The 26407-nt window shown below is 64.9% G+C and carries 20 protein-coding genes and 3 pseudogenes; 6 read left to right on the top strand and 17 right to left on the bottom strand.

Translation table 11 applies throughout. The annotated features are described in order from the left end of the window. Positions 1-216: 216 nt before the first annotated feature. The 6 genes from proB to ndk form a co-directional block, all read right to left on the bottom strand. On the bottom strand, positions 217-1323 hold the full coding sequence (proB, locus tag G6N41_RS14190; RefSeq protein ID WP_198913139.1) for a glutamate 5-kinase: 1107 nt from the start codon (positions 1321-1323) through the stop codon (positions 217-219). Continuing rightward, the gene (gene obgE / locus G6N41_RS14185) at positions 1323-2762 is read right to left on the bottom strand and encodes a GTPase ObgE (protein ID WP_020725983.1); all 1440 of its coding nucleotides are present in this window, start codon (positions 2760-2762) and stop codon (positions 1323-1325) included. Before obgE ends, proB begins: the two co-directional genes overlap by 1 nt. Positions 2763-2877: 115 nt before the next feature. Then, entirely contained in the window at positions 2878-3144 is a 267-nt protein-coding gene (gene rpmA, locus G6N41_RS14180; RefSeq protein ID WP_198913138.1) for a 50S ribosomal protein L27, read from the bottom strand. Positions 3145-3161: 17 nt separating this feature from the next. Continuing rightward, complete coding sequence (gene rplU / locus G6N41_RS14175; RefSeq protein ID WP_011741441.1) at positions 3162-3473, bottom strand: 50S ribosomal protein L21; 312 nt, start codon at positions 3471-3473, stop codon at positions 3162-3164. Positions 3474-3752: 279 nt separating this feature from the next. Beyond that, positions 3753-6749 (bottom strand): Rne/Rng family ribonuclease, encoded by a 2997-nt coding sequence (locus G6N41_RS14170; protein WP_198913137.1) that lies wholly within the window; start codon positions 6747-6749, stop codon positions 3753-3755. A gap of 326 nt (positions 6750-7075) precedes the next feature. Further along, positions 7076-7486 (bottom strand): nucleoside-diphosphate kinase, encoded by a 411-nt coding sequence (gene ndk / locus G6N41_RS14165; protein WP_012395377.1) that lies wholly within the window; start codon positions 7484-7486, stop codon positions 7076-7078. Between the two features lie 99 nt (positions 7487-7585). On the opposite strand from ndk, the pseudogene G6N41_RS14160 reads away from it, so the two are divergent. After that, positions 7586-8459 (top strand): annotated as a pseudogene (locus G6N41_RS14160) (IS5 family transposase). 24 nt (positions 8460-8483) lie between these two features. On the opposite strand, the gene G6N41_RS14155 reads toward G6N41_RS14160, so the two are convergent. The 9 genes and pseudogenes from G6N41_RS14155 to G6N41_RS29780 all read right to left on the bottom strand — a co-directional run. Then, entirely contained in the window at positions 8484-8888 is a 405-nt protein-coding gene (locus G6N41_RS14155; RefSeq protein WP_198913136.1) for a DUF4233 domain-containing protein, read from the bottom strand. Continuing rightward, on the bottom strand, positions 8885-10339 hold the full coding sequence (gene folC / locus G6N41_RS14150) for a bifunctional tetrahydrofolate synthase/dihydrofolate synthase (RefSeq protein WP_198913135.1): 1455 nt from the start codon (positions 10337-10339) through the stop codon (positions 8885-8887). Before folC ends, G6N41_RS14155 begins: the two co-directional genes overlap by 4 nt. Further along, the gene (locus tag G6N41_RS14145) at positions 10336-12996 is read right to left on the bottom strand and encodes a valine--tRNA ligase (RefSeq protein WP_198913134.1); all 2661 of its coding nucleotides are present in this window, start codon (positions 12994-12996) and stop codon (positions 10336-10338) included. The genes folC and G6N41_RS14145 overlap by 4 nt, the downstream gene beginning before the upstream one ends. Positions 12997-13070: 74 nt before the next feature. Further along, a complete protein-coding gene (locus G6N41_RS14140; protein ID WP_198913133.1) occupies positions 13071-13694 on the bottom strand; it encodes a LysM peptidoglycan-binding domain-containing protein in 624 nt (207 codons plus the stop codon). An 83-nt stretch (positions 13695-13777) separates the two neighbouring features. Continuing rightward, positions 13778-14374 carry a DUF937 domain-containing protein gene (locus tag G6N41_RS14135; protein ID WP_198913132.1) on the bottom strand — a complete coding sequence of 199 codons (597 nt, stop codon included), beginning with the start codon at positions 14372-14374 and terminating at the stop codon, positions 13778-13780. A gap of 107 nt (positions 14375-14481) precedes the next feature. Continuing rightward, complete coding sequence (locus G6N41_RS14130; RefSeq protein WP_198913131.1) at positions 14482-15738, bottom strand: saccharopine dehydrogenase family protein; 1257 nt, start codon at positions 15736-15738, stop codon at positions 14482-14484. A 166-nt stretch (positions 15739-15904) separates the two neighbouring features. Beyond that, positions 15905-16387: a transglycosylase family protein gene (locus G6N41_RS14125; protein ID WP_407663819.1), complete on the bottom strand. Its 483-nt coding sequence runs from the start codon at positions 16385-16387 to the stop codon at positions 15905-15907. Between the two features lie 1368 nt (positions 16388-17755). Further along, a pseudogene (locus tag G6N41_RS14120) lies at positions 17756-18923 on the bottom strand (IS3 family transposase). Positions 18924-19531: 608 nt separating this feature from the next. Then, a pseudogene (locus G6N41_RS29780) lies at positions 19532-19702 on the bottom strand (adenylate cyclase); the annotation flags it as partial. Between the two features lie 46 nt (positions 19703-19748). On the opposite strand from G6N41_RS29780, the gene G6N41_RS14115 reads away from it, so the two are divergent. The 4 genes from G6N41_RS14115 to G6N41_RS14100 all read left to right on the top strand — a co-directional run bounded on the left by G6N41_RS14115 (position 19749) and on the right by G6N41_RS14100 (position 22418). Next, positions 19749-20621, top strand: a complete 873-nt coding sequence (locus G6N41_RS14115) for an IS5 family transposase (protein ID WP_407663818.1) — start codon at positions 19749-19751, stop codon at positions 20619-20621. A 245-nt stretch (positions 20622-20866) separates the two neighbouring features. Continuing rightward, on the top strand, positions 20867-21115 hold the full coding sequence (locus G6N41_RS14110) for a DUF3297 family protein (RefSeq protein WP_036456850.1): 249 nt from the start codon (positions 20867-20869) through the stop codon (positions 21113-21115). Positions 21116-21243: 128 nt separating this feature from the next. Then, positions 21244-21423 (top strand): hypothetical protein, encoded by a 180-nt coding sequence (locus G6N41_RS14105; protein ID WP_198913129.1) that lies wholly within the window; start codon positions 21244-21246, stop codon positions 21421-21423. A 245-nt stretch (positions 21424-21668) separates the two neighbouring features. Continuing rightward, positions 21669-22418, top strand: a complete 750-nt coding sequence (locus tag G6N41_RS14100) for a hypothetical protein (protein ID WP_198913128.1) — start codon at positions 21669-21671, stop codon at positions 22416-22418. Positions 22419-22504: 86 nt separating this feature from the next. On the opposite strand, the gene G6N41_RS14095 is transcribed toward G6N41_RS14100, so the two are convergent. After that, the gene (locus G6N41_RS14095; protein ID WP_036456851.1) at positions 22505-23284 is read right to left on the bottom strand and encodes an alpha/beta fold hydrolase; all 780 of its coding nucleotides are present in this window, start codon (positions 23282-23284) and stop codon (positions 22505-22507) included. Between the two features lie 90 nt (positions 23285-23374). Between G6N41_RS14095 and G6N41_RS14090 the strand changes: the two genes are divergently transcribed. Beyond that, the gene (locus tag G6N41_RS14090) at positions 23375-25141 is read left to right on the top strand and encodes a GNAT family N-acetyltransferase (RefSeq protein WP_198913127.1); all 1767 of its coding nucleotides are present in this window, start codon (positions 23375-23377) and stop codon (positions 25139-25141) included. 254 nt (positions 25142-25395) lie between these two features. On the opposite strand, the gene G6N41_RS14085 is transcribed toward G6N41_RS14090, so the two are convergent. Then, positions 25396-26370, bottom strand: coding sequence for an MFS transporter (locus tag G6N41_RS14085; RefSeq protein ID WP_231608466.1), 975 nt, complete (start codon positions 26368-26370; stop codon positions 25396-25398). Between the last annotated feature and the right edge of the window lie 37 nt (positions 26371-26407).

Below are 26407 nucleotides of genomic sequence, written 5' to 3'. Positions count from 1 at the left end.
CCTGTGGACATAGACCGAGTACCCGGCGATGGTTATCTCACTGCTAAGAAAAGTGACCACGGCAATTCCACTTCAAAATCTTTGGCGCCGAACCACCGTCGACAGCAGCGACGACGCGGTCGGCCAATCAATGCCGACCGACACCACATCGGCCCGTCAAGGAAACGCTGGAACGGCCGTCCAGCCGCCTGGCAGGGGAAGGCCGAGGACACTCACTTATACCGCGACCAGGTCGTCGGCGCGGACCGCGGGCCGGCGCAGCTCACCGGGTAACTCTGAGGTGGACCGGCCCATCATGGTGGCCAACTCCGTCGCGTCATAGGCAACCACACCGCGGGCCACCATCGTCGCGTCGGGCCCACACAGATCAACGACATCGCCGCCAAAGAACTTGCCCGCCACTGCCATGATGCCCGCCGGCAGCAACGAGCGCCGATGCCCGACGACGGCCCGCACAGCACCTTCGTCGAGGGTCAGCGATCCGGCGGACTCGGCCGCATAGCGTACCCAGAATCGGCGGGCCGACATGCGTTCGGACCGCGCGGCGAAGACGGTGCCCACCGACGCGTCGGTGAGTGCGGCCGCCGCATCCGCCGCAGGAGCGAGCAACACCGGAACTCCGGCATCCGCGGCCAGCAGCGCCGACGACATTTTCGACGCCATGCCGCCGGTGCCCAGGTGGCTGCCTTGCCCGGCGACTACTCCATCGAGGTCGGCCGGACCGGACACCTCGGGAATGAATCTGGCGTTCTGGAATTTTCGTGGATCGGCATCGTAGAGGCCGTCGATGTCGGAGAGCAGCACCAAGGCGTCCGCACCTACTAGGTGCGCTACCAGCGCCGAAAGCCGATCGTTGTCGCCGAAGCGGATCTCGTTGGTAGCAACCGTATCGTTCTCGTTGACGATTCCCACCGCATGCAGCGCCCGCAGCCGGTCCAGTGTGCGCTGGGCATTGGTGTGTTGCACCCGCATCGCAATGTCGTGTGCCGTCAACAACACCTGCCCTACCGTGCGGCCGTAGCGGGCGAAGGCGGCACTCCACGAGTTCACCAACGCCACCTGACCGACGCTGGCCGCCGCCTGCTTTGTCGCCAGGTCCTTTGGCCGACGTGATAGTCCGAGCGGTTCGATGCCGGCAGCGATCGACCCCGAAGACACGATGACGACGTCGGTACCGGCCTTCATCCGCGACTCGATCGCGTCGGCCAGTTCAGCCAGCCTGCCGGCGTCGAACACCCCCGATGGCGTGGTCAGTGCCGTCGTCCCAACCTTGACCACGACACTGCGGGCGGTGCGAATGGCTTCGCGGTGCGGGCTGCCCATCAATCGTCATCGCGTTCGCGACGTTGGCGGCGGGCAGCCTTGCGCTCGGCCGCACCGACGCGGTCGCTGCGTTCCAGCCGCACATCGGTACCCCGACCGGACATTGCGACGTGACCACCCGCGGGCGTTTGCGGCTCCCAGTCGAAAGTCATCTCACCGATGGTGACCGCGCACCCCGGCTTTGCCCCCAACCGCAGCAGCTCCTCCTCGACCCCCAGCCGCGCCAGGCGGTCGGCCAGGTAGCCGACGGCCTCGTCGTTGTCGAAGTTGGTCTGGCCGATCCAACGCTCGGGTCGAGCGCCGGTCACCACGAAGCCCCCGTGTCCGTCCGCCTGCACGTCGAAGCCGCTGTCATCGACCGGAACCGGGCGGATCACCGGCCGTCGCGGCGCGGCTTGCGGCCGAGCCGCGTTGTACTCCGAGACCATCTGCCACAGCCCGAAGATCAACGGCTGCAAGTTTTCCCGGGTGACCGTGGATACGAGAAATACCGGCCAGCCGCGTTGCGCGAGCTCGTCCTCAACGAACTCGGCAAGCTCGCGGGCCTCGGGCACATCGATCTTGTTGAGCACCACCGCACGCGGCCGTTCGGCCAGGTCGTCGAGCACCGCATCGCCCTGCAGCGTGGGTTGGTAGGCCGCCAATTCGGCCTCCAGCGCGTCGATGTCGGAAATAGGGTCCCGGCCCGGTTCAGCGGTGGCGCAGTCCACGACATGCACCAGCACCGCGCAGCGCTCGATGTGCCGCAGAAAGTCCAGCCCCAGCCCCCGGCCCTGTGAGGCGCCCGGAATCAGACCGGGAACGTCGGCGACGGTGAATGAGTGACCACCGGCAGCGACCACGCCGAGGTTGGGAACCAGGGTGGTGAAGGGATAGTCGGCGATCTTGGGCTTGGCCGCCGAGATGACCGACACCAACGAGGATTTTCCGGCGGAGGGGAATCCAACCAGCCCCACATCGGCGACGGTCTTGAGTTCTAGGGTGAGGTCACGGGCCTGTCCCGGCTCACCAAGCAGGGCAAAGCCTGGCGCCTTGCGCGCCCGCGACGCCAGCGCTGCGTTGCCCAGCCCGCCGCGACCACCCGCGGCGGCTTCAAAGCGGGTGCCGGCTCCCACCAGGTCGGCAAGCAGCCGGCCGTTGTCGTCGAGCACGACGGTGCCGTCGGGAACTTTGACTTCCAAGTCGGCACCGGCGGCGCCGTCCCGGTTGCTGCCCATGCCCTGTTTGCCTGACGCCGCGGTGACGTGCGGGCGGAAATGGAAGTCGAGCAGGGTATGCACTTGTGGATCTACCACAAAGACGACGCTGCCGCCGCGCCCGCCGTTACCGCCGTCGGGACCACCTAGCGGCTTGAATTTCTCACGATGAACCGAGGCACAGCCATTACCACCGGAACCCGCTCGGGTGTGAATGACGACCCGATCGACGAACCGAGGCATCGGGCTTCCTTACATATCCTTTCCCGGACGAAATCCCGGACGAAATCTACGTTTTGCAGACTTTGTGCGAGAACTCAGCTGCAAAACGTCGATCTCGACCTGGAGGCGGACGCGACTAGGCGTCCTGTGTGGCCAGCTCCACGATGTTGATTGTCTTGCGTCCACGCTTGATGCCGAACTCGACCGCACCGGCCGCCTTGGCGAACAACGTGTCATCACCGCCGCGTCCGACATTCACACCGGGGTGGAACTTGGTACCGCGCTGGCGAACCAGGATTTCGCCGGCCTTGACGACCTGGCCGCCGAACCGCTTGACCCCCAGGCGCTGTGCGGCGGAATCACGACCGTTGCGCGAGCTGGACGCGCCCTTTTTGTGTGCCATGTGTCTGGTCTCCGCTACTACTTGATGCCAGTGACTTTAAGGACCGTCAACTGCTGACGGTGACCCTGCCGCTTGTGGTAGCCGGTCTTGTTCTTGAACTTGTGGATCCGGATCTTGGGGCCCTTGACGTGCTCCAGCACCTCGCCGGTCACCGCGACCTTGGCCAGGGCGTCGGCATCGGAGGTGACGGCGGCACCGTCAACGACCAGGGCGACCGGCAGCGATACCTTCGCACCGGGCTCAGATTCGAGCTTCTCGACCTTGACCACGTCTCCCACGGCAACCTTGTACTGTTTGCCGCCGGTCTTGACGATTGCGTAGGTCGCCATCGTGGGTGCACCTCTACTCGTTACTCGTTGTTGTGCTTGCTTCTCGTGGGCACGCGCAAAGACTGCTTACGCGTGCTGGTCTGGTTTGGGGACTTCATCTGTCCCGCTGTCACCGGCCGAGACGTCAACGCTCGGCAAACGCCTGATGACAACTGCCCCAGGGTACGTGACCAGCGGCTACAGGGTCAAACTGGCTCCTGGCGTCCAGCGGGTTGGTGCGTTGAACCTGTCATCAGCCCTCCCATAGCCCTGTCACCAGGTCTTTCACTCGCCCTGCCATCAGCCCAGATGGATGGGTGGACCGGCCGGCCGGCCGGCCGCACGCCGCCGGCGCGGGCGCTCGGCAATCGTGGTGAACTCGAGGGCTGCGGGACGGCCAGCAGCCGGCTCTGTGAGTTCGCTCTCACCATCCTCGTCGTCGCTATCCGAATCGTCGTCATCCAGCTCGTCCTCGTCTTCGTCGAGGTCGTCGTCGTCGAGATCGTCCTCGTCGAGGTCGTCGTCGAGTTCGTCGTCGTCTTCGGTGTCTTCGTCCTCGTCGGAGTCGTCGTCGGTGTCTTCGTCCTCATCGGCGTCAACGTCGGTGTCGTTGGTCTCGTCGGTGTCGTCGTCCTCGTCGGAGTCGTCCGAGTCATCATCAAAGTCGTCGGTCTCGTCGGTCTCGTCGGTCTCGTCGGTCTCGCCGAGATCAAGGGCCACCTGAACCGCGGCTTGGTCGTCGACCCCGGCGGTCAACTCCTCGCCGGACTCCTCGACTTCCCCGTCGCCGTGCTCGGCCTCCGATGACGAACTCGCGGCCATGGCTTTGAACATCGGGTGTTCGCCCGGGGCATGGGTGGGAGCCTTGGCCACGGCCTCCTTCTCGCTGGGCTCTTCGGCGCGGTTCTTCTTCGATCGGCGGTTCCGCCGACCACCCGAGTCAGCTTTGCGTCCAGTTGTCGGCGCCGAATCCACCGGGTCGGCATGCAGCAGAATCCCACGGCCGCTGCAGTGCGGACAGGAGGTTGAGAAGGCTTCGACCAGCCCGGTCCCCAACCGCTTGCGAGTCAGTTGGACCAGACCCAGCGAAGTCACTTCCGACACCTGGTGACGAGTCCGGTCGCGGGCCAACGCCTCGGTCAGCCGGCGCAGCACCAGGTCACGGTTGGACTCCAGCACCATATCGATGAAGTCGATCACCACGATGCCACCGATGTCGCGCAGCCTCAGCTGGCGCACGATCTCCTCGGCGGCCTCCAGGTTGTTCTTGGTCACCGTCTGCTCGAGGTTTCCGCCGGAACCGGTGAACTTGCCGGTATTGACGTCGACCACCGTCATCGCTTCGGTCCGGTCGATCACCAGGGTGCCGCCCGAGGGCAGCCACACCTTGCGATCCATTGCCTTGGCCAGCTGCTCGTCGATGCGATGCACCGCAAAGACATCCGGCCCGACCTGCCCCTCCGACCCGACGGCCGGTTCGTACTTGCTCAGCTTGGAAACCAAATCCGGGGCAACAGAACTCACGTGCTCGTTGATGGTGTCCCACGCGTCGTCCCCGGATACGACCAGCCCGGCGAAGTCTTCGTTGAACAGATCCCGGATGACCTTGACCAACACGTCGGGCTCTTCGTAGAGCGCTACCGCGGCGCCGGCGGCCTTCTGTTTGATCTCGACGGCCTTGGCCTCGATCTGGTTCCAGCGCTCCTGCAGCCGGGTGACGTCCGCACGGATGTCGTCCTCTTTGACACCCTCGGACGCGGTCCGAATGATCACGCCGGCGTCGGAGGGCACCACCTCACGCAGGATTTCCTTGAGCCGCTGGCGTTCGGTGTCGGGCAGCTTGCGGCTGATCCCGGTCGATGACGCACCCGGCACGTACACCAGGTAGCGGCCGGCCAGCGACACCTGTGTCGTCAGTCGGGCACCCTTGTGGCCGACCGGGTCCTTGCTGACCTGCACAACGATGTAGTCGCCGGGCTTGAGAGCCTGTTCGATCTTGCGGTCGGCCCCGCCGAGGCCCGCCGCGTCCCAGTTGACTTCACCGGCGTAAAGCACGCCGTTGCGGCCACGACCGATATCCACGAATGCCGCCTCCATCGAAGGCAGCACGTTCTGCACGATCCCCAGGTAGATGTTGCCCACCAAGGAGACAGAAGCAGCCGAGGTCACAAAGTGCTCAACGACGATGCCGTCTTCAAGCACCGCGATCTGGGTGTAACGCGCGCCCGGGTGGGGTGGCTCGGTGCGAACCCGGTCGCGCACCACCATCACCCGCTCGACCGCCTCGCGACGAGCCAAGAATTCGGCCTCACTCAACACCGGTGGGCGGCGCCGGCCGGCGTCACGCCCGTCACGGCGGCGCTGCCGCTTGGCTTCCAGCCGTGTCGAGCCGTCTATGCCCTTGATCTCGTTGCCACCGGAATCGTCACCGCTATCCGAGTTGCCCGACTTGCCGCCGGAGCGGGGGGCACGCTCGTGTACGACCGTGTTGGGCGGGTCATCCGGGGCCGGACCCTCGTCGCCGTCATCACCAGCACCCGACTTGCGGCGTCGGCGCCGGCGCCGACGCCGGTTCGCGCCGTCGGCCGAACCGTTGTCGTCGTCGCCGTTGTCCGACTCTTCGGAGTCCGCGCCGTCTTGCGCCTCGGTGTCGTCCGATGACGTGGAGTTACCCCCCGTCTTCTGCGGGGCCTCGTCACCATCGTCGCCGGTTTGGTCCTGACCGTCGTTTGCGCCCTGCTCGCCGCGCCCGCGGCCGCGCCCGCGCCGACCCCGGCGGCGGCGCCGGTTGGCCGGCCGGTCGGCCTGCTCTTCGTCATCGTCACCTTCGTCGCCCGACTCGTCATCGGCATCGTCGCCAGCGACGGGCTCCGAAATCGGCTGGGGTGCGACAAACAGCGGCATGTAGTGCGGCCGCTCCACCCAGGTCTCGACGACCTGCACCGTCTCCTGGGTTTCCAGCATCAGGCGCGATTCGGGTTCGTCGGGCTCGACAGCTTCACCGGGAGCATCGGGCACCTCAGCGGCCACGGCGTCGGGGGCTTGCTGGCCCTCCTCGGCCTGACCCTCCTCGGCAGGTTGCTCCGCCAGCAGGTCGCGCACCCGGACCGCATCGACGCGGTCCACACTGGAATGGGCGCTACGAATCCGCCCATCGAGCGCGCTCAACGCATCCAGCACCCTCCGGCTACTGGTTCCCAGCGTTCGCGCCAGTGAGTGAACTCTCAGGCGGTCCGGCAGGTCCTCACGCTGTGTCGGCTCGTTTTCCGGGTCTGAAGATGGGGCACCGTCTACCACGTATTCTCCTCAAGCCCCCGGGCGCGTCTAATCGACGCGGCCACGCGAGGGCTTCACTATGTGCCTGGGTCACTTCTCCCGGGCTTGTGATGGTCTCGCTCCGAGCAGCTCCGAAGGAACCCACTCGGCCCCGTACTGGATGACGGCTTGACACGCCGCGCCGCATCACGGGAACGCGATCGTCGCGCTTGTCGAAGTCTTCATCCGGGTGTCCGACGCTGGTACAGCGACGTTCACCCGAAGTCAGTATCCCATACCACCGGAGCGAGTCACCCTCGCCTGAGCAACCCGGTCCAAAACCAGCCCGCAAGCCCCGCGTCGCGGAGCTAGGCGCTGGGAAACCAGAGTGCGATCTCGCGCTGCGCTGATTCGGCCGAATCCGAGCCGTGCACCAAGTTGAACTGGGTTTCCAGGCCGAAGTCACCCCGGATGGTGCCCGGCGTGGCCTTCTCGACCGGATCGGTACCACCGGCGAGTTGGCGAAACGCCGCGATGGCTCGCGGTCCCTCCACGATCGCCGCTACCACCGGCGCCGAGGTGATGAACTCCAGCAACGAGCCGAAGAACGGCTTGCCCTCATGTTCGGCGTAGTGCTGGCTTGCCAGCTCCTCGGTCACGTTCCTGAGCTCTAGCGCCGCGATAGCGAGGCCTTTGCGCTCGATGCGGCTAATGATCTCGCCCACCAGTTGGCGTTGCACACCGTCTGGCTTGATCAGTACGAGGGTCCGTTCGGTCACGGGGGCTAACAGTAGATGGCCCGATTCTGCGGCCTAAACCTGGATGCCCCTAGGGCGTGTCTGCTTAATGTGAATGGTGTTTTGGCTGATGCTGTTTGGGTGATGCGGACGCATGCGATTTCTGATGATTTGTGGTCGCTGATCGTGGCGGTGTTGCCTGCGGGGCGGCGGCGTGGCCGGCCGTGGAACGATCATCGACATACTCTGGAGGGCATTATCTGGCGTTACCGTACGGGATCTCCGTGGCGTGACCTGCCCGAGCACTTCGGTCCCTGGCAATCAGTGGCCGAGAGGCATCTACGCTGGTCGGTCGATGGCATCTACGCGCGGATCTTCGCGGCGATCGCCTCTGACCTCGACGCCGAGGACGCCGACCTGGGCGCACTGTTGTCGGTCGATTCGACCAGTGTGCGCGCCCACCAACACGCAGCCGGAGCGCGCCCCGGGCGCCGCACAGGGGGATCTGTCGAATTACAAGAAATATCTCCATGAGCCCGATGACCACGCCATTGGGCGTTCCCGCGGCGGGCTGACTACCAAGATCCACGCCTTGACCGACCAGCTGTGCAGTCCGGTCACCCTGGCACTGTCGGCCGGTCAAGCCGGTGATAATCCGATGCTTTGGCCACTGCTGGCCGCCCGGCGCAGCAACTCATACGCCCCGTTTCACCTGCTGGCGGACAAGGCGAACTCCCATGACTCGACGCGGGCACAGCTGCGCCGGCTCAAGATCGCCCACACCATCCCCGAGCGCAGCGACCAGATCACCCGCCGCAAAGCCAAAGGCCGCAACAGAGGACGGCCTCCGGGGTTCTCAGGCCGAATCTACAAGCACCGCAACACCGTCGAGCGAAGCTTCAACCGGCTCAAACACTGGCGCGCGGTCGCCACCCGCTACGACAAATACGCCCTGACCTACCTCAGCGGTGCCACCCTGGCCGCCATCATCACCTACCACCGCGTCCGCAATTAGCAGACAGGACCTAGGCCGGTCAGATCAGCGCGACGGCGGAGGCCCCTGGCGCTCTCGACGCCTGACCTCGGCACGGAAGTACGCCATCATGGCCCATACCGCACCGAACACCACACCCAAAAACCCGACGGCCGGGTACACGAAAACGCCGGTAATAGGCACCAGCTGAATGCCGAGGTTCGCCCAGATCGCCCACGGTCTGCGCTGCACGCCGGCAAGCAACACCAGCGTCACGGCAAGCCCAATGAGGTAACCCAGCGACGCCGAAGTCAGCCCGCCACCGACCGCACCCACCACCGGGATAGCCAACAGCACCACGATCGCCTCGAGGATCAGTGTCGCTGCCATCACCGAGCCGAAGCTCTTCCATGGGTCTGACTGTGGTGCCGGATCCCCGTGGTTTGCCGGCTCTTGCGGCTGCCCGGTCATTGCGGATCACGACCGAACAAGGTGCGGGCGGCCCCGGCAGTGACCACCGAACCGGTAATGACGATCCCGGTTCCCGACAGCGAGCCCCCCTGCGCTTCCCAGTCGATGGCGGATTCATCGACCAGCGCGGTTGCCAAGTCGACGGCATCACGCAGGTTCTCTGCGGTGATCACCCGGTCGGGGCCGAAGTATTGCTCCGCCGCCAGGGCCAGTGACGCGACATCCAACGCCCGTGGCGAACCATTGTGAGTCACCACGATGGAGTCGAATGCGGGCTCGAGTGCGGCCAGAATGCCATTCACGTCCTTGTCGGCCATCACGGCGACCACCCCAACCAGGCTGCGGAAGTCGAACTCTGCGACCAGCGACTGCGCCAGCGCCGCCGACCCGGCCGGATTGTGGGCGGCATCGATAAAGACCGTCGGTGAGCTGCGCAGGCGCTCCAACCTGCCGGGGCTGGTGACCGCGGCGAAACCAGCACGCACCGCGTCGACATCGAGCTGACGCTGGGCGCCGGCACCGAAGAACGCCTCCACCGCCGCCAGCGCCACCACCGCGTTGTGCGCTTGATGTTCACCGTGCAGCGGCAGGTAGATGTCGGAGTAGACCCCACCGAGGCCCTGCAACTGCAGCAGCTGCCCGCCTACCGCCACCTGACGGCCCAGCACGGCGAACTCGGAGTCCTCCCGCGCGACGGCGGCGTCGGCCCGTACCGCCTGGGCCAACAGCACCTCCATGGCCTCAGGTACCTGACGCCCGATTACAGCGACCGTGTCAGGGGAACCGTCGGCGGCTTTGTGGATGATGCCTGCCTTTTCACCGGCGATAGACGCGATGTCATCACCGAGGTAGTCGACGTGATCAATGCTGATCGGGGTGATCACCGCCACCGGCGCGTTGATCACGTTGGTGGCATCCCACCGTCCCCCGAGGCCGACCTCGACCACCGCGACATCGACCGGCGCGTCCGCGAACACGGCGAACGCCATCGCGGTGAGCACCTCGAACTTGCTCATTGCCGGGCCGCCTGCGGCCTGTGACTGTTGGTCGATCATTTGCGCGAACGGCTCGATCTCGCGGTAGGTCTGGACGTATTGAGCCGGGGTGATCGGCTTTCCATCGATCGATATCCGTTCCACCGCCGACTGCAGATGTGGGCTGGTGGTCCTGCCGGTGCGTTGATGCACCGCGGTGATTAGCGCGTCAACCATGCGCGCCACCGACGTCTTGCCGTTGGTGCCCCCGATGTGGATCGACGGGTAGCTCAGCTGTGGTGAACCAAGCAGGTCCATCAGCGCACTGATCCGCGTCAGGCTCGGCTCGATGCGGGTTTCCGGCCAGCGCTGGTCCAGCAGGTGCTCGACCTGCAGCAGAGACGCGAGTTCGTCCGGGGTGGGTTCGGCGTCGCTCCCTTGAGCTAGCCCGGTCCAGTCAGGTGGATCGAAACTCATTGCAGCGCTGCCAACCTGGTCGTGATCCGGTCACTTTCCTCCTGCGCCAAACGTTGGCGATCGCGGATCTTGCCGACGACGGCCTCGGGCGCCTTGGCCAGGAAATCGGCGTTTGCCAATTTGGCCGCGGTCGATACCAATTCCTTTTCGGCTGCGGCCAAGTCCTTTTCGAGACGCCGCCGCTCGGCAGCCACGTCGATGGTGCCCGAGGTATCGAGCTCGACAACAACCGTGTGGTTCATGCTCGGGCCGAGCCGAACCTCCAGCGAGACCGACGGCGCAAAGCCTTCACCTGGCGCGGTAAGCCACGCCAGTGAGGTGACGGCCGCAACCTGAGCACCCAGATCGGATTCCTCGACACCGATCAGCCGAGCGGGCACCTTTTGCCGGTCGGCCAGCCCTTGGTCACTGCGGAAACGCCGGATCTCGGTGACCAGATTCTGCATATCACTGATCCGCTGCGCGGCAACCGGATCCAGGGTGATTCCGGAGGGCTGCGGCCAGTCGGCGATCACCAGCGATTCCTGCCCGGTCAGCGCCTGCCACAACGCCTCGGTGATGAACGGGATGACGGGGTGCAACAACCGCAACAGTGTGTCCAGCCCCGCCGCCAGCACCGCGGTGGTGGCCGAAAGGCCTTCGGCGAGCTGGGTTTTGGCTAGCTCGACGTACCAGTCGCAGAATTCGTCCCACGCGAAGTGGTAGAGCGCCTCGCAGGCCCGGCTGAATTCGTAACTGTCGAAGGCCGAATCAACTTCGGCCCGAACCTCTTCGAGCCGCCCCAGGATCCAGCGGTCGGCATCGGTCAGCTCCCCCAGCGGGGGCAGCGGGGCCAGCGCGGCACCGTTGAGCAGCGCGTAACGGGTCGCGTTGAACAACTTGGTACCGAAGTTTCGTGACGCCCGGACCGCGTCCTCGCCCACTGCCAGGTCACTGCCGGGGCTCGCCCCACGGGCCAGGGTGAAGCGCAATGCGTCGGCACCGAACGTGTCGATCCAATCCAGTGGGTCGATGACGTTGCCTTTGGACTTGCTCATCTTCCGGCCGAACTCGTCGCGGGTCAGGCCATGCAGAAAAACGTCGGTGAACGGCACCTGGGCGCCACGGCGGCCGTCCAGGGTGATCACCTCGTCTCCGCCGACGAAGGTGCCGAACATCATCATCCTGGCCACCCAGAAGAACAAGATGTCATATCCGGTGACCAAAACACTTGTGGGATAGAACTTTTCTAGCTCTGGAGTCAGTTCGGGCCAGCCCAGTGTGGAAAACGGCCAAAGCGCCGAGGAGAACCAGGTGTCCAGGACATCGGAGTCCTGTTCCCACCCCTGCGGCGGCGTCTCGTCCGGACCGACGCACACCTTCTCCCCGTTGGGGCCGTACCAAATCGGAATGCGGTGACCCCACCACAGTTGTCTCGAGATGCACCAGTCGTGCATGTCGTCGACCCAGGCGAACCAGCGTGGCTCCAGGCTTGCGGGGTGGACCACGGTGTCCCCATTGCGCACCGCATCACCCGCGGCCTTGGCCAGCGACTCCACCCGCACCCACCACTGCAACGAAAGCCGTGGCTCGATTGGCTCTCCACTGCGATCGGAATGCCCGACGCTGTGCAAGTAGGGACGTTTCTCCTCGACGACGCGCCCCTGGGCCGCGAGCGCCTCACGCACCGCGACCCGGGCTTCGAATCGGTCCATGCCGTCGAATTGCGTTCCGGTGTCCACGATCCGGCCCTTGGTATCCAGAATCGAAGGCATGGGCAATTGGTGGCGCATCCCGATCTCGAAGTCGTTCGGGTCGTGTGCCGGGGTGACTTTGACCGCACCCGTGCCGAATTCGGGATCCACGTGCCCATCGGCGACGATGATCAGCTGCCGGTCCACGAATGGGTGCGCCAAGGTGGTGCCGACCAGGTAGCGGTAGCGCTCATCGTCCGGGTGGACGGCGATCGCGGTATCGCCCAACATTGTTTCGACCCGGGTCGTGGCCACCACGATGTGGGGTTGGGAGTCCTCTAGTGAGCCGTACCGGAACGACACCAGCTCACCCTCCACCTCGAGGTAGTTCACCTCGAGGTCGGATATCGCCGTCTGCAGCAACGGCGACCAGTTGACCAACCGCTCGGCCTGATAGATCAGCCCGGCATCGTAGAGCCGCTTGAAGATCGTTCGCACCGCCCGCGACAGGCCCTCGTCCATGGTGAACCGGTCACGGCTCCAGTCCACCCCGTCACCGAGCCGGCGCATCTGGCCGCCGATCGCGCCGCCCGACTCGCGCTTCCAGTCCCAGACCTTGTCGACGAACAGCTCGCGACCGAAGTCTTCCTTGGTCTTAGCGTCGGCCGCGAGCTGCTTTTCCACCACGGTCTGGGTCGCGATGCCGGCATGGTCCATTCCCGGCTGCCACAGCACCTCATAGCCCTGCATCCGCTTGCGGCGGGTCAGGGCATCCATCATGGTGTGTTCCAGCGCATGGCCCATGTGCAGGCTGCCGGTCACATTGGGCGGCGGCAACACAATCGAGTACGGCGGTTTCGAGCTGGTCGGATCGGCGACGAAGTAGCCGGCATCCGCCCACTTCTGATAGATGTCGCCTTCCATCGCAGCTGGATCCCACGACTTGGGCAGCTGGTCGGCGGCAGAATCGGCGCTGGCGGTCACCGGTCAATTCTAGGAACCGCGCTCGGGCGGCCTGTAGGCACCCAAAACCTCAGTTGAACGCCGTTTAGCCGCGATCAGGGAATCGTGAGCACCTCGCCGGGGTGGATCAAGTCGGGATTAGCCACACCGCTGGCCTCGGCAATCACCTGATACTTGCTGCCGTCGCCGTAGAAGCGCTCCGCGATGGCCCACAGGGTGTCACCGGAGACCACGGTGTAGGTCCGCGGCGCGGGCTCGGCAGCAGGCTCCGGTGGCGCCGGTTCGGCGACCGCTGCCGCGACGGGCTCCGGGGTGGTGTCGACGCGCTGAGCCGTATCCGAGGCAGTGGCTTCGGCCGCGGCGGTGGGCTCGGGCGGCGGCGGGGCGTCGGTCTCGGTATGCGTCGACCAGGCCGGTCCGTCAGCGGCATAGAGCACCAGATTGCGATCGTCTTGCAGCACCAGCCAGACGTTCTTCTTGCCTTTGGTGTCGGTGTGCCAGAGCGGTTTGTCCGCCGTGTACACCACAAAGTTGCCGTCGCGCTGCACCTCGGCGCGCACCACCTGCTGGCCGTTGGTGGCGCTCGCCCACAGCGGGGTGCCGCGGGAGGCCAACACGAGATTGCCGTCGTCTTGCAAGGTCAGGGTGTAAGCCCCGTTCTTGGAAACCAGTGACTCCCCGGGCACCAGCTGCTGTCCTTCGGTCAGTGTGTCCGACATTGGCAATACCCCTCTCGTTACTTATCTTGAATCGGCTCGCGGTGGTCGAGCGAAACGGCAGCTACGCCGGCCGCCGACTGGCGCTACTTCTTACCACCCAGTAGGCCGCCCAGAATGTCACCCAGGGCGCCACCTTTGCCTCCCAGCACACTGCCGAGAATGCTCCCCAGGGACTTGTCAACGGATCCGCCCCCGAGGATGCTGCCCAGCACCTCGCCTAGCCCTCCGCGGGAGGCTGACTCGGAGTTCTGCTGCGATCCTTCCCCCGAGCCTAGCTGATTTCCGATGTAGGCCAACACAATCGGGAGCACGATCGGCAACAGCTGCTTGAGCAGATCGCGGTTGCCGGCGCCGCCCTTGGCCAACGCCGATGCGACTTGCTCGGCGTCGTTGCCACCGAAAAGTGTCGCAATCGTCTGATGTCCGTCGCCCCGGTCCGCCGCATCAAGGTTGTGGTCCAGACCCCCGCCGGCGTCGAGCAGGCCCCGGGCCGCCTGACGGTTGGCGGCGGATTCGATCCTGCTGGCATGGTCGTGATCTTGCGAAGTCTGGTGCAGACCGCTGACCAGCACCGGCACCAGCGTGTGAACCGCGCTGTCAACCTCGCCCTGGTCGACGCCTAGCCGACTCGCGATTTCCGAGGTAGGTATCCGAGCGTAAAGATCGTCGAGACCGGCCATCGATGCCACCTCTTTTGCGGCTCATTGGGTGCGCTGTGAACTTCTGTGGACCACTTTCGACACTAGACCGCCGCGCTCTTCACCGAAAGCCGTTGCGGCAGAACAGTTCAAGTTAACCGTTCGGTAGCCAGCGCGACACCCGCGGCCGGCAAGCGCGCTAGCAACGCGTCACCCATCGCGGCCGCCGGGGTGAGCACGCCATGCAGGCCCGAAAGCTGGTCACGATCGAAGGCCAGTGCCAGACCGCACTCCCCCAGCAACACCGACGTCGCTTTGTACCCGGGATCACCGTCCTGCTCCATCCGTGCCACGTACCTGTCACCCGAGGTCGTCGTGGTGTAGGTCTCGATGCGGTAGTAGCCGCGCTCCCGAGTTGCGGCGCTGGGGCCGGTGCCGGGTTTGGGAGCGATGCGCTCCACCAACCGTTGTGGCAGCAACCGGAAGTAGCGGCTGCCCAAGCCCGTCATCGCGTTGCCAACACCGCTGATCATGGCCGAGGCCACTCGCGCCACCGCCGACGAGCCCAGGCTCATGTGTTCGGTGTACTGGAAACGCTTGCCGTACGCCCAATCCAGCAGCGCGTTGCTGCGCCGCACGATGCGGGTGTTGGTGGGCGCCATCATGAATCCTGCCGTCCACAGCCCGGTCAGTTCTGGAGCGATTCGTCCACCACGACGCCAGGGCAGATCGGGCTGCGGTCCAAGTTCCGGCTCGGCGGCGCGGTCGGTGCTCAGCGTGTAGGGGTCGGTGAACTGGCGACGCAGATCGGGGTCGGCGGAGACGGCACGCAAAATTTCCAGCATCGACGCGACCGTGCCGCCCGATACCCCGCCGGCGAACGAACGGACGACGAAGTCGGTGCGACCCAGCTCACCGGCACCGTCGTCGCGGACAGCACGGTAGAGGGCGTACACGGTGAGGTCCGATGGAATCGAATCGAAGCCACAGGCGTGCACGATCCGGGCCCCGGTGTCGGCGGCCTGTTTGTGATATAGGTCGATGCTTTCGCGCACGAACGGCGGCTCGCCGGTCAGATCGGCATAGTCGGTGCCGGCAGCCGCGCACGCGGCCACCAGGGGCAGGCCATAGCGCATGTACGGCCCAACCGTGGTGACGACCACCCGGGTGCGGGCGGCCATCTCCTTGAGTGTCGCCGGTGCGCCGGCGTCGGCGCTGACCACGGGCCAGGACTGTGCGGCCTCCCCCAGCGTCTGACGGACCACCAACAATCGGTCGGTCGACCGGCCGGCCAGCGCGATTCGCGCGTCGCCGCCGGCCCGGGCCAGGTATTGCGCGGTCAGCTTGCCGACGAAGCCGGTCGCCCCGTAGCGGATGATGTCGAATTCACGCGGCGTTTCGCTCACCGACCCGACGCTACCGCGCGGTCAGGGGTTCGTGAGCAGACGAGGGCCAATGGCGCCCGGATTCACACCTGATAGGGCCGGGCTGGACCCGGCAAGACCCCAAACAAGATGAGAGCGCCGGGCCCGAAGGCCCGACACTCTCATCAAAAATCCAGCGTGGCGTCGGCTAGCCGCGTCGGCCGCAGACCGGCCACGCGCCGATGCCCTGGCTGCGCAGCACATTCTCGGCCACTCGGATCTGCTCTTCACGGCTCGCACCGGCGGCCGATCCCGAGCCACCGTTGGCCCGCCAAGTGCTCGCGGTGAACTGCAGGCCGCCGGAGTAGCCGTTGCCGGTGCTGATGCCCCAGTTACCGCCGGATTCGCACTGTGCGATGGCGTCCCAGTTCACGGTGTAGACCTTGGGAGCGGGCGGCGGCGCAACGTCCGGCGCCGGCGGCTCGAAACCGACTGGTTCCGGAGCTGGCTGAACATCCTCAGGGGCCGGCGGTGCGAAGGCGTCCGGGGCCGGCGGTGCATCCTCCGGAGCGGGACCGTCCGGCATGTCGACCGGCGCGATCATGGCCTCGGGGGCCGGCGGTGCGTCCTGCGGGGCCGGCGGTGCCTCCTCCGGAGCGGGGGCCTCCGGCATGTCGACGGGCGCGATCATGGCGTCCGGCGCCGGCGGCGGCAGGTCCGGGTCGGCATCGGCTAGCTCGGGGGCCGGCGGTGCGTCCTGCGGGGCGGGCGGCTCAAAGGCATCCGGGGCCGCAGGCAGGTTGGGGTCAAAGCCCGTCGTGTCGGCACCGACCGCATTCGGGTCCAGGCCGTCGTCGGCGTTGGCGGTGGCGGCGGTGGGCACAGTCACGAGCGTCCCTGTGATCGCCGCGACGATGAGCGTCTTGCGGACGTTCTTCAAGATTGTTCCTTTCGCGGTGCGCGCGCCAAAGCCAGCCAGCCCACGAGACGTGGGTTGGTTGCGATGTCCAGTTAGGAATTGCTGCTTTGAGACGTGCCGTCTCGTTTCGGCACGACAGCGGAGGGCCTGATCTGCCCGGCGGGCCTTGCCCGACCGCAGCGGCGGCTATGCGAAATTCGTGCCGCCCGCAGCTCCGCTCACACGCGGGTCCGTGGATTCAATTTTGTTCATTACTGTTGCCCGGTCTTTTGGGCTACGGGACCGTACGATAACGATTTGGATTCGTCATCTCCGCCACGCCGATATCTCAGTTCTATAACGCGCGAATCACGGCCGGATACCAGAAAAGTTCCTGCTGGTCAGACGCAAATTTGCGGCAATACACGAGCATTGACAGTTTGGGCGCCTTCGTGAGCCGAATCACGCACATTTTGTCAGCTGAGACACGAGTTTGCCCATGGACAACTCGGCCGGCGTACCGCACACCCACGCCAAAACCGCCGTGACCCAGGTCATAACCCTCGGGCAAAGGCGGTTGGAACGCACTCAGCTGCAGTTCACAAAAGGCTGCTGTCAATCAACTGAACACCAAGTGTCACAGCGCTGTTCATTGCATGGGCAGTTGGCAACGGTTAGCGACTGCAGTGTCGACGGCATACTAATTATCTTTCGCGGCCTTCGTATACGACCGGCCGCCAACCGACGAAGCAACCCCCAGTGCGCAGTGAGATCGTGGGCCTCTGATCACGACGCGGTTTACACGTGCCGATCAACGAGTCATGTTGCTCGCTAGTAGCTTTCGCCCTCTCCAACGCTACAGCGGTGTGGTTGGCGGCGATGACGGTGCGTAGATCCTCCATGGAGAAAACCGCAGACTTAGTGGCGGGATGCTTGCCACTACTACGGCTTCAAGGATCACCACAGCGTGCACAGACACAGGAAAACCGCGGTTTTGGAGAATTCGCCACGACACCAGCAGGCCCCGGCCCCTGCCGCAGTCCGCGGGTTGCACCCGAGATAGTGGTCAAACGACGCCGCACGTACCCGCGGCACCTTAGCCCGGCGATCAACGTGGGTGCTACCCACATTTGGGTCTGCTGCACAGATAGGTGACAGCGGTTAGGCCGCCTGTTCGGCGGTCTGGGTCATGATGGTCTCGAATTCGATGGGCGTCAATCGGCCGAGTGCTGTCTGACGGCGACGACGATGGTAGGTGCGTTCGATCCAGGTGATGATCGCGATCCTCAGCTGTTCGCGGGTGTCCCAGGTTCGGCGGTTCAGGACGTTTTCTGCAGCAGCGAGAAGAAGGACTCCATGGCGGCGTTGTCGCCGGCCGAGCCCACTTGGCCCATCGAGCCAAGCATGCGGTGACGAAACAGGCTCTGCTGCAACTTCCTTGACCGAAATTGACTACCGCTGTCGCTGTGTAGCACACAGCCGGCCACCTTCGCGGCGCGGCGAGCAACCGCGGAATCGATTGCGGCAACAGCGATGGAGGATTCCATCCGCTCAGCCATCGAATAGCCGACGATGCGGTTGGACCACACGTCCTTGATCGCGCACAGGTAGAGCTTGCCTTCCCGGGTCGGGTGCTCGGTGATGTCGGACAGCCACAGCTGGTTGGGGCCCGCGGCGGTGAAGTCCCGGCGCACGAGATCGTCATGCGCCGGAGCCCCCACTTTGGCCTTCTTCCCGCGTTTCTTCTTGCCGAAGACGCTGAACCAGCCGTTGGCGCTGCAGATCCGCCACACCGTGCGCTCCGCTACACAGAACCCGGCGGCCTTGGCTTCATCGGCCAGAAACCGGTAGCCGAATTCCGGGTCGTCGCGGTGGGCGTCGAACAGGGCGTTGGCCAGATGCGCCCGGTTCCACTCGGTGTCGGTCACGGGTTGGTCGAGCCAGCGGTAGTAGGGCGCGCGAGCGATGTTGAGGACCCGGCACGTCACCGTGACGGGGATACCGTCGGCGGCCAACTCACGGACGAACGGGTAGATCATTTTCCCGGAAGATGCGCCTGCGAGAGATAGGCCGCCGCCCGACGCAGCACTTCATTTTCATGCTCTAGCAAACGAATTCGCTTACGCGCTTCCCTCAGTTCGGCTGATTCGCTGGTGGTCGTCCCGGCCCGCTTACCGTCGTCGACATCGGCCTTCTTCAGCCACCCGTACAGCGTCGTGTAGTGGATCCCGAAATCCGAGGCAATCTGCTCCAACGGAACCTCGGGATCACGGTTGCGGGCGACCCGGACAACGTCGTCGCGGAACTCCTGAGGGTACGGCTTAGACACAGTGACATCCTTCCAGCCCAGCCCCGCAGGACTAGACACATCAGATGTCACCTATTCATGCAGCAGACCCTTTCAGCCCAAGTCCCCCAGCCAATTCGGCGAGCGCCGGAACTACATTCACTATTGGGATCAGCGCTTCACGGCGATATGGTTGGCGAGGGTTCAACGGGATATGTCGGTACGTGCGGTCAGCACGCAGGGGACGTCTTTTTCCGGTCTCCCATGTATGCGCTCGACCGGCGACGATGGTCGACTCGAACCGAATCTCGACTCACGATGGCGACCTGGATCGGGCCGATCTGCTACCGACGCCGCCGTCAACCTGCCCTCGACAAGGCTTACCCCAATAGCTTTCGAACTACTCCAGCTCAGGCGCAACCACGACCTAAGGTTCCCACCCGCAGAGTCAACTGAACTTCGGGCAGTCCAGTCCGATGATGGTTGCCAGCGGCCTTCATCCAGCAAGTTGCGCCATCGCCGACCACATCGAGTACGTCCTAGCGCAGAACGATTTCGGCGCAATAAGCCCGCATAGAGTTTAGGAGGGCTCGGGCATCCACCTATCCAATCCCACTGGCACTATCACCGATCAAAACCGTGGGCAAGGATCATGTGGATGAACCGATCCGGGCCAGACTAGACGGAGGTGGCCCGTTGCTGGCGGGGATGGCCAGGCGGGTCGGCCGGTCGCGGCCGCGAAGTGTCACCGTCTCCGCCAAATTCCAATGGGCACGTTCGGTTTCGGTCGCACCGGCTACCGTTTCCGAGGATGCCACTAGGGCGTGTCTGCTTAATGTGAATGGTGTTTTGGCTGATGCTGTTTGGGTGATGCGGACGCATGCGATTTCTGATGATTTGTGGTCGCTGATCGTGGCGGTGTTGCCTGCGGGGCGGCGGCGTGGCCGGCCGTGGAACGATCATCGACGTACTCTGGAGGGCATTATCTGGCGTTACCGTACGGGATCTCCGTGGTGTGACCTGCCCGAGCACTTCGGTCCCTGGCAATCGGTGGCCGAGAGGCATCTACGCTGGTCGGTCGATGGCATCTACGCGCGGATCTTCGCGGCGATCGCCTCTGACCTCGACGCCGAGGACGCCGACCTGGGCGCACTGTTGTCGGTCGATTCGACCAGTGTGCGCGCCCACCAACACGCAGCCGGAGCGCGCCCGGGCGCCGCACAGGGGGATCTGTCGAATTACAAGAAATATCTCGATGAGCCCGATGACCACGCCATTGGGCGTTCCCGCGGCGGGCTGACTACCAAGATCCACGCCTTGACCGACCAGCTGTGCAGTCCGGTCACCCTGGCACTGTCGGCCGGTCAAGCCGGTGATAATCCGATGCTTTGGCCATTGCTGGCCGCCCGGTGCAGCAACTCATACGCCCCGTTTCACCTGCTGGCGGACAAGGCGTACTCCCATGACTCGACGCGGGCACAGCTGCGCCGGCTCAAGATCGCCCATACCATCCCCGAGCGCAGCGACCAGATCACCCGCCGCAAAGCCAAAGGCCGCAACGGAGGACGGCCTCCGGGGTTCTCAGGCCGAATCTACAAGCACCGCAACACCGTCGAGCGAAGCTTCAACCGGCTCAAACACTGGCGCGCGGTCGCCACCCGCTACGACAAATACGCCCTGACCTACCTCGGCGGTGTCACCCTGGCCGCCATCATCACCTACCACCGCGTCCGCAATTAGCAGACAGGACCTAGGCGCCGACCGATGGTTGTCGAGCGGCTCCTGTCGATTCTCTTGGGTTCCACCGCCGGTGCCAGAACGATGGCCAACTCACGAATAGGTGAGTTTGCAGTTGTCAGTCCCGCCCCGTTCTCGGTGGTCTTATTGCGGCCGCCAGGACCTACGCGCAACCCGTTCCTGCAGGGTCGCGTAGATTCTTTGACGAGCAATCCGAGCACCTAACGCAGCATCCAACGAAGGCCATCATGTCCGACGATCAGAACACAGGCGTTCCACCGAATCACCTCTCCATCGATCCGCGCAGCGCCTTCTATAGCGAAGAGGTCCTCCGCCGCGACGTGGGTATTCGGTTTAATGGCGTCGAGAAAACCAATGTTCACGAATACAACGTGGCTGAGGGGTGGGTGCGTGTTGAAGTCCCTACCGCGAAGGATCGCCGCGGAAATCCAATGGTCGTCAAGCTCAGCGGCACGGTTGAACCCTATTTTCGCTGAGAGAAATAGCAGCCGCCGCGAATTCTCTGCCGGGGCCGTCGAACGGCCCCGGCGGTCAGCCCGTGGCTCGATCACGGAGCGAATCTGAGCTACGGCCCGACCCTGCCCGGACAGGCCCCAAGGGGGGGATGACCGATTCGGCAACCAGGCTGGTCGCGGCTGCCGCCGCGGCGGCCGACGACGAGTTGATCGCTGCCCGATGCGAACTGATCCGCGCAAAAATTGGATTTGCGGCCAGCCGCGGCTCCGACGCCCGGCCACTTCTGCTTGCCGCGGCCAAACGAATGCAACGCCTCGACCCGTTGTAGTCGCGGAAGGCTTACCTCGGAGGGGTGCTGGCGTCTATCCTGGTCGGCTGGATGTCGACCGACCAGCACAATTCGTCGCCCTCGGCCGCGAAGGCGGCCAGCAATGCGCCGGCCGCTCCGCACCCTGCGCGCGCGCTCGACGTATTACTGGACGGCCTGGTCATCAGATTGACCGAGGGCTACGTTGCGGCGGTCCCCATCTCCGCAGCGCGATCCGAGAGTACCTGCGCGAGCGGGACATCGGCGTGGCCGAACCGGGTTGGCACGATCTCACCGCCCGCGTCTGCTTGGACCTGTTCGACCAGGACGCCTACAACTTCCTGGCGGCCCGCCAGGTCGAAGATCTTCGGGCAGCCGGCGCGTTGACGATGCTTCCCGTCGCGCTTGTGACGTTAGCGGGAGTCTGTGTCTCGGCAGGCAATTTCGGGCAGGCCGATGCCTTGCTCGATGAGTCTGCCGCCATCATCGCCGCGACCGGCGCGCCCCCGCGTCCGGCGATAAAGACCTACCTCGCCGCATACCGCGGACAGGAACAGCTATGCCGCGATGGAGTGCAGCAAACGGTCGACAGTGCAGCGAGTCGTGGCGAGGGATATGACGTTTCGATCGCCATGTACGCGGCCGCGATCTTGCACAACGGGCTCGGTCAGTACCAGGAGGCGTTCCACGCCGCAGCATCGGGCGCACGCTACGACGACCTCGGAATGTGCGGCTACCTGCTGGGCGAACTGGTCGAAGCGGCTGTGCGATGCAAGGAGCACAATGCAGCAACAGAGGCGCTGGGACGACTCCTCAAACGGACCAAGGCCAGTGGCACTCCCACAGCCCTCGGCATAGGCGCCAGCGCCACTGCGCTCGTGTCCGACGGCTCAATCGCCGATGCCGCGTATCGCGAAGCCATCACACACTTGCAGAGCAGTCCGGTCGTGCGAGGTGGGCATCTTCGCGAACAGCAACCGTGGAGTGACCACCAACGTCGAACAAAATTCCACTAATGGCAGAGGACCGATCCCTCCGCGCTATCGGTTTGCCGGCCGGTGGCGGTGAGGCGGACGGTTCCTGACCTGACCGCCCGGCGGTGTCAGCCTCTGCGGGCGACGTCTTTGCTCAGGATCTGGGGCCAGGTCTCGACGTCGGCCGGGGTGTGCGCCACGATGAGCGTCGACTGCGGCAGCAATGCGGCAAGTGATTCCGCGGTCGACAGCGGATGCGCCGGGTCGTTGATCCAGGCCAGGATCGTGGTCGGCACATCGATTCGTGCTAGGGCTTCACTGGTGGGAAGGTCGCTGAGAGCCGCACCGCGAAACAGTGATGGCAGCAACGCATCGGCGACATCGGGAACTGTTTCGGGCGCGCCGACCGTGGCTGGTGGCGGAGTCGCCGCACGCCCCCAGGCGATGAATGCCCCGACTCCCTCGGTCTCGATGATTTCGGCCGCCACCCGGTAATTGGCGGCCTGCGCGGGCCGGGTGTGCCACGCGGTGGCCGGCACCATCAGCGTGAGACCGGCGAAGCGGTCCGGCTCGCGGGCGGCAGCGTGCAGCAGTGTGCCGGTACCCATGGATGGGCCGACCCCATGCACCTGTTCGCCGGGAAACCATTTGTCGAGCAGCCGTAGAAGATCCTCGGCAAGGCGTTCCCACCGGTAATCTTGGGGAACCTTGCGCCCGGTCGACTTGCCGTGGCCGCGTGCGTCGTAGCGCAGCAAGCGGGTCCCGCTGAGCCCCCTGCCGAGGTCAAGATTGAGCACCCGGTCACGCGCCCGGCTGGAGGTAAGTCCGTGCAGTTGAACTACCGGGTGACCACCTTCGTCGCTCAGCTCTACCGCAAGCTCTGCTCCCGGTACCACGAAAGTGGACATCGCGCGACTCTTTTCACGATCGGCCGACTCGTCCCGGAGCCGACCGCGCTGACTGAGCATTCAGGCTATCTGGGGCGTTAGGGTACCGCCATGCGGCTGACCAACGTGGCGCACTTGCGGCTACCGTTCGGACGACTCTGGGGTTATGACGTGTCGGTTTCTGACCTCGGTCGGCAGCTTCCGGTGTCTTTTGACCAGCGCATACACGTAGCCGCAGGTGCGCGACCCGGCTCCTGGATGGCTCTGTCCATTCGATTGCCGGCTGGGGTCAGCCGGCAATCGCTGGCCGATGCGTGGCTGGGCGTGATCGCCCGCCACGGCACTCTGCGAACGGCATTCACACTCGGGGCGGAAGGCGATCCGCAGCTGCATGAGATCGATGTTCAACCCGGCAAGTGGGTCGAGCATGAGATCGCCGCGGGCCAGGAGGTCAACGACGCACTGCGAATAGTTCTCAACGCGACGTGTTCGCCCTATCAGCGGCCCTCACATCGGCTCTGCGTGTTGGAGACTGCCGCCGGATTGACGGTGGTCATCGCTGCCGACCACGCACATGTGGACATGTGGTCGATGCTCGTGATTGCCCGGGACCTGTTGTCGATGCTCGCCGACGCGAGGACCGGACGTACGTCGTCTCTGCAGCCGCGGCCCGCGTTTGTGGTGCACACCCAAGCGCTACTGGACCGTCCCCCGGCGCCGGATCGCGTGCGTGCGCGGTGGGCCCAAATCATCAGCGACAGTGGTGGGGTCATGCCGCGGTTTCCGCTGCCGTTGGGTGAGTCTGGGCCGCATCCGGAACGCGTCGAAGTGCGTGATGTGTTCGATGTCGATGACGGCGCCGCGTTCGCCGCGCAGGCACGCAATGACGGCGTCTCGACGTTGGCACTCGCGGTGGTCGCCATGACTGCGGTAACCCGCGAGTTGGCGGGAGCGCCGCTGCGCGCAGTCTTCCCCGTGCACAGCCGATTTGAAGAAAAGTGGCACGACTCGGTCGGCTGGTTCATCACCAATTCGGTGCTGGAGTCCGCGGTCGTCGAGCCGAACGCCGCGGCCGCCGCCGTCAAAGAAGCGGTGCAGCTTGGTTCCTGGCCACTCGCCGACGTACTGGCTCCGTGGGGCGGAATGCCAATGGCGCCTGGCATGTTCGCCATCTCCTGGCTGGACCAACTTAGACTTCCGGTGCGCATCGACTCCGTCGGACTCGACGCCCAGTATGTGAGCGCGAGGATCCACACCGATGGCGTCATGCTCTGGTTCATTCAGGACGAATCCGGCCTGCATCTGCGATGCCGCTACCCAGATACCGCGGAGGCGCGAACCAACGTGGGGTCCTGGCTGGACCTGCTGGTGGCGCGCCTGCAGGCACTGGCGCAGTCCTCGGTGCGAGGACTGTTGCGGGTAGCAGGGCGCACCTTCCGGGTGCAGCGCGCGACGCGCGAACACGTGGGAGTGATCGCCGAGCTGCTCTCCGACGACGAATTCGGTCAGGATCGCGAAGGCGCCGGACTCGAACGCTACGAGGCGGCCTACGACATCCTCGTTCGCAACCGATCCAACTATCTCGGAGTCGTCCTGAACGGTTCCGACATGGTCGTCGCGACCATGCAATTGACCATCATTCCCGGCCTGTCCCGCGGCGGCGCCACTCGGCTGCAGATCGAGGGATTACGGGTCGCCAAAGCCGAACGCGCACAGGGCCTCGGTACCGCCCTCGTCGAGTGGGCACACAACTACGGCCGAGCTCACGGGGCGCAGTTGGCGCAGGTGACCACGGACGAGGCACGCGAAAGGGCTCGGGCGTTCTATCGCCGGCTCGGGTACCACGCCGCCCACGTCGGGCTGAAACGCACCATCTGAGTCCGGTTTATGCGCAGTGAACGTTTCAGCGGTGCCCAGGTCGTGCTCGGTGGGGTTCTTAGAGACACCGGTGCCGACCAGCGATTCTTCGTCGACAAGCGGCAGGACCTGTAGCGAGCCCGTGTCGCCGTGTCCGGGCGGGGTCTGCGCCGGGCGTCGAGGCGCAGCGAGACGACAAGGGCCGATTGATGTTCCCGGGATTTCTTCTCCTCGCGCACAAGGGCTGAGGATGACTGAGCCACCCGAGAACGCATTCACCTCGGACGCCCACGGGCCGCCATCTCAGGGAACTCCGGGTCTATGGGCTCACGCAATGGGGCCGACGTGATGGCGGCCCTCATGGGCAGAAACACCGCAGGGAGAAAAGTCACTAGCATGACCACGCTGGCGTATACGAACACCACGGTGTACGCCTGAGACAGGTCGTGCAACAGGTTGGCCCCAAAATCGGGATTGAGGGTTCGCGGCGGTATCTGCGAAGGGTCCAGGGGGATCCCCCGTCTGGTCGCGCTTTCGTTAAGGGCTTCGAGGCGGTTCGCCGCGGCAATGTTGGCGCTGCGATTGAACTGGCTGGTCAGTATGACCGACATCAGTGCGGTGCTTGCCGAGGCGGACAGCTGTTGATTGACGCTAACCAGGGTCGAACCCCGCGCGATTTGGTGCGGGGCCAGGGTCTGCACCGCCACCGTGGTGAGTTGCAGCATGATGGAGCCCATGCCCATACCCACGATCGTCAGCCCGATAAGCAGGGTGGGTACGTAAGCGGCGTGCTCGGCGGCGCCGAACGCGAGAGTGCCCATGCCAACGCTGATCAGCGTTACGCCGCCCAACACCACCTTGCCGGCGCCGTGTCTGTCCATCAAGACGCTGGAGGTCGGTATGGTCACCGCGGCACCGAGCCCAAGCGGAATCATGTGTATGCCGACCTGCAACGGTGTTTCACGCAACAGCTGCTGAAAGTAACTTGGCACCAGCAGCACGGCGCCGGAAAACCCGGCGGCGACAAAGACTATCGTCGCATTGGCGACGGTCACCACCCGGTTCCTGAACAGCCGCAGATCTATCAGCGGACGGTCGGCGCGATAGAGAGCGTGAAAGACGAAGGCCCCCATCAGAACCAGCCCGGCGGTCGCCGGTATCAAGACATGGCGATCAGCTACGGTCCCGCGGGCTGGAACAGTCGACAATCCGTAGAGAAATGTTGCCAGCCCGGGTGACAGTAGCAGCATGCCGACTAGGGCGTGTCTGCTTAATGTGAATGGTGTT

Origin of the sequence: Mycobacterium shottsii, assembly GCF_010728525.1 — a bacterium.
GTDB classification, from domain to species: domain Bacteria; phylum Actinomycetota; class Actinomycetes; order Mycobacteriales; family Mycobacteriaceae; genus Mycobacterium; species Mycobacterium marinum.
Note: the sequence above shows the minus strand (reverse complement) of the source record. Positions and strands in the feature narration are given on the sequence as shown.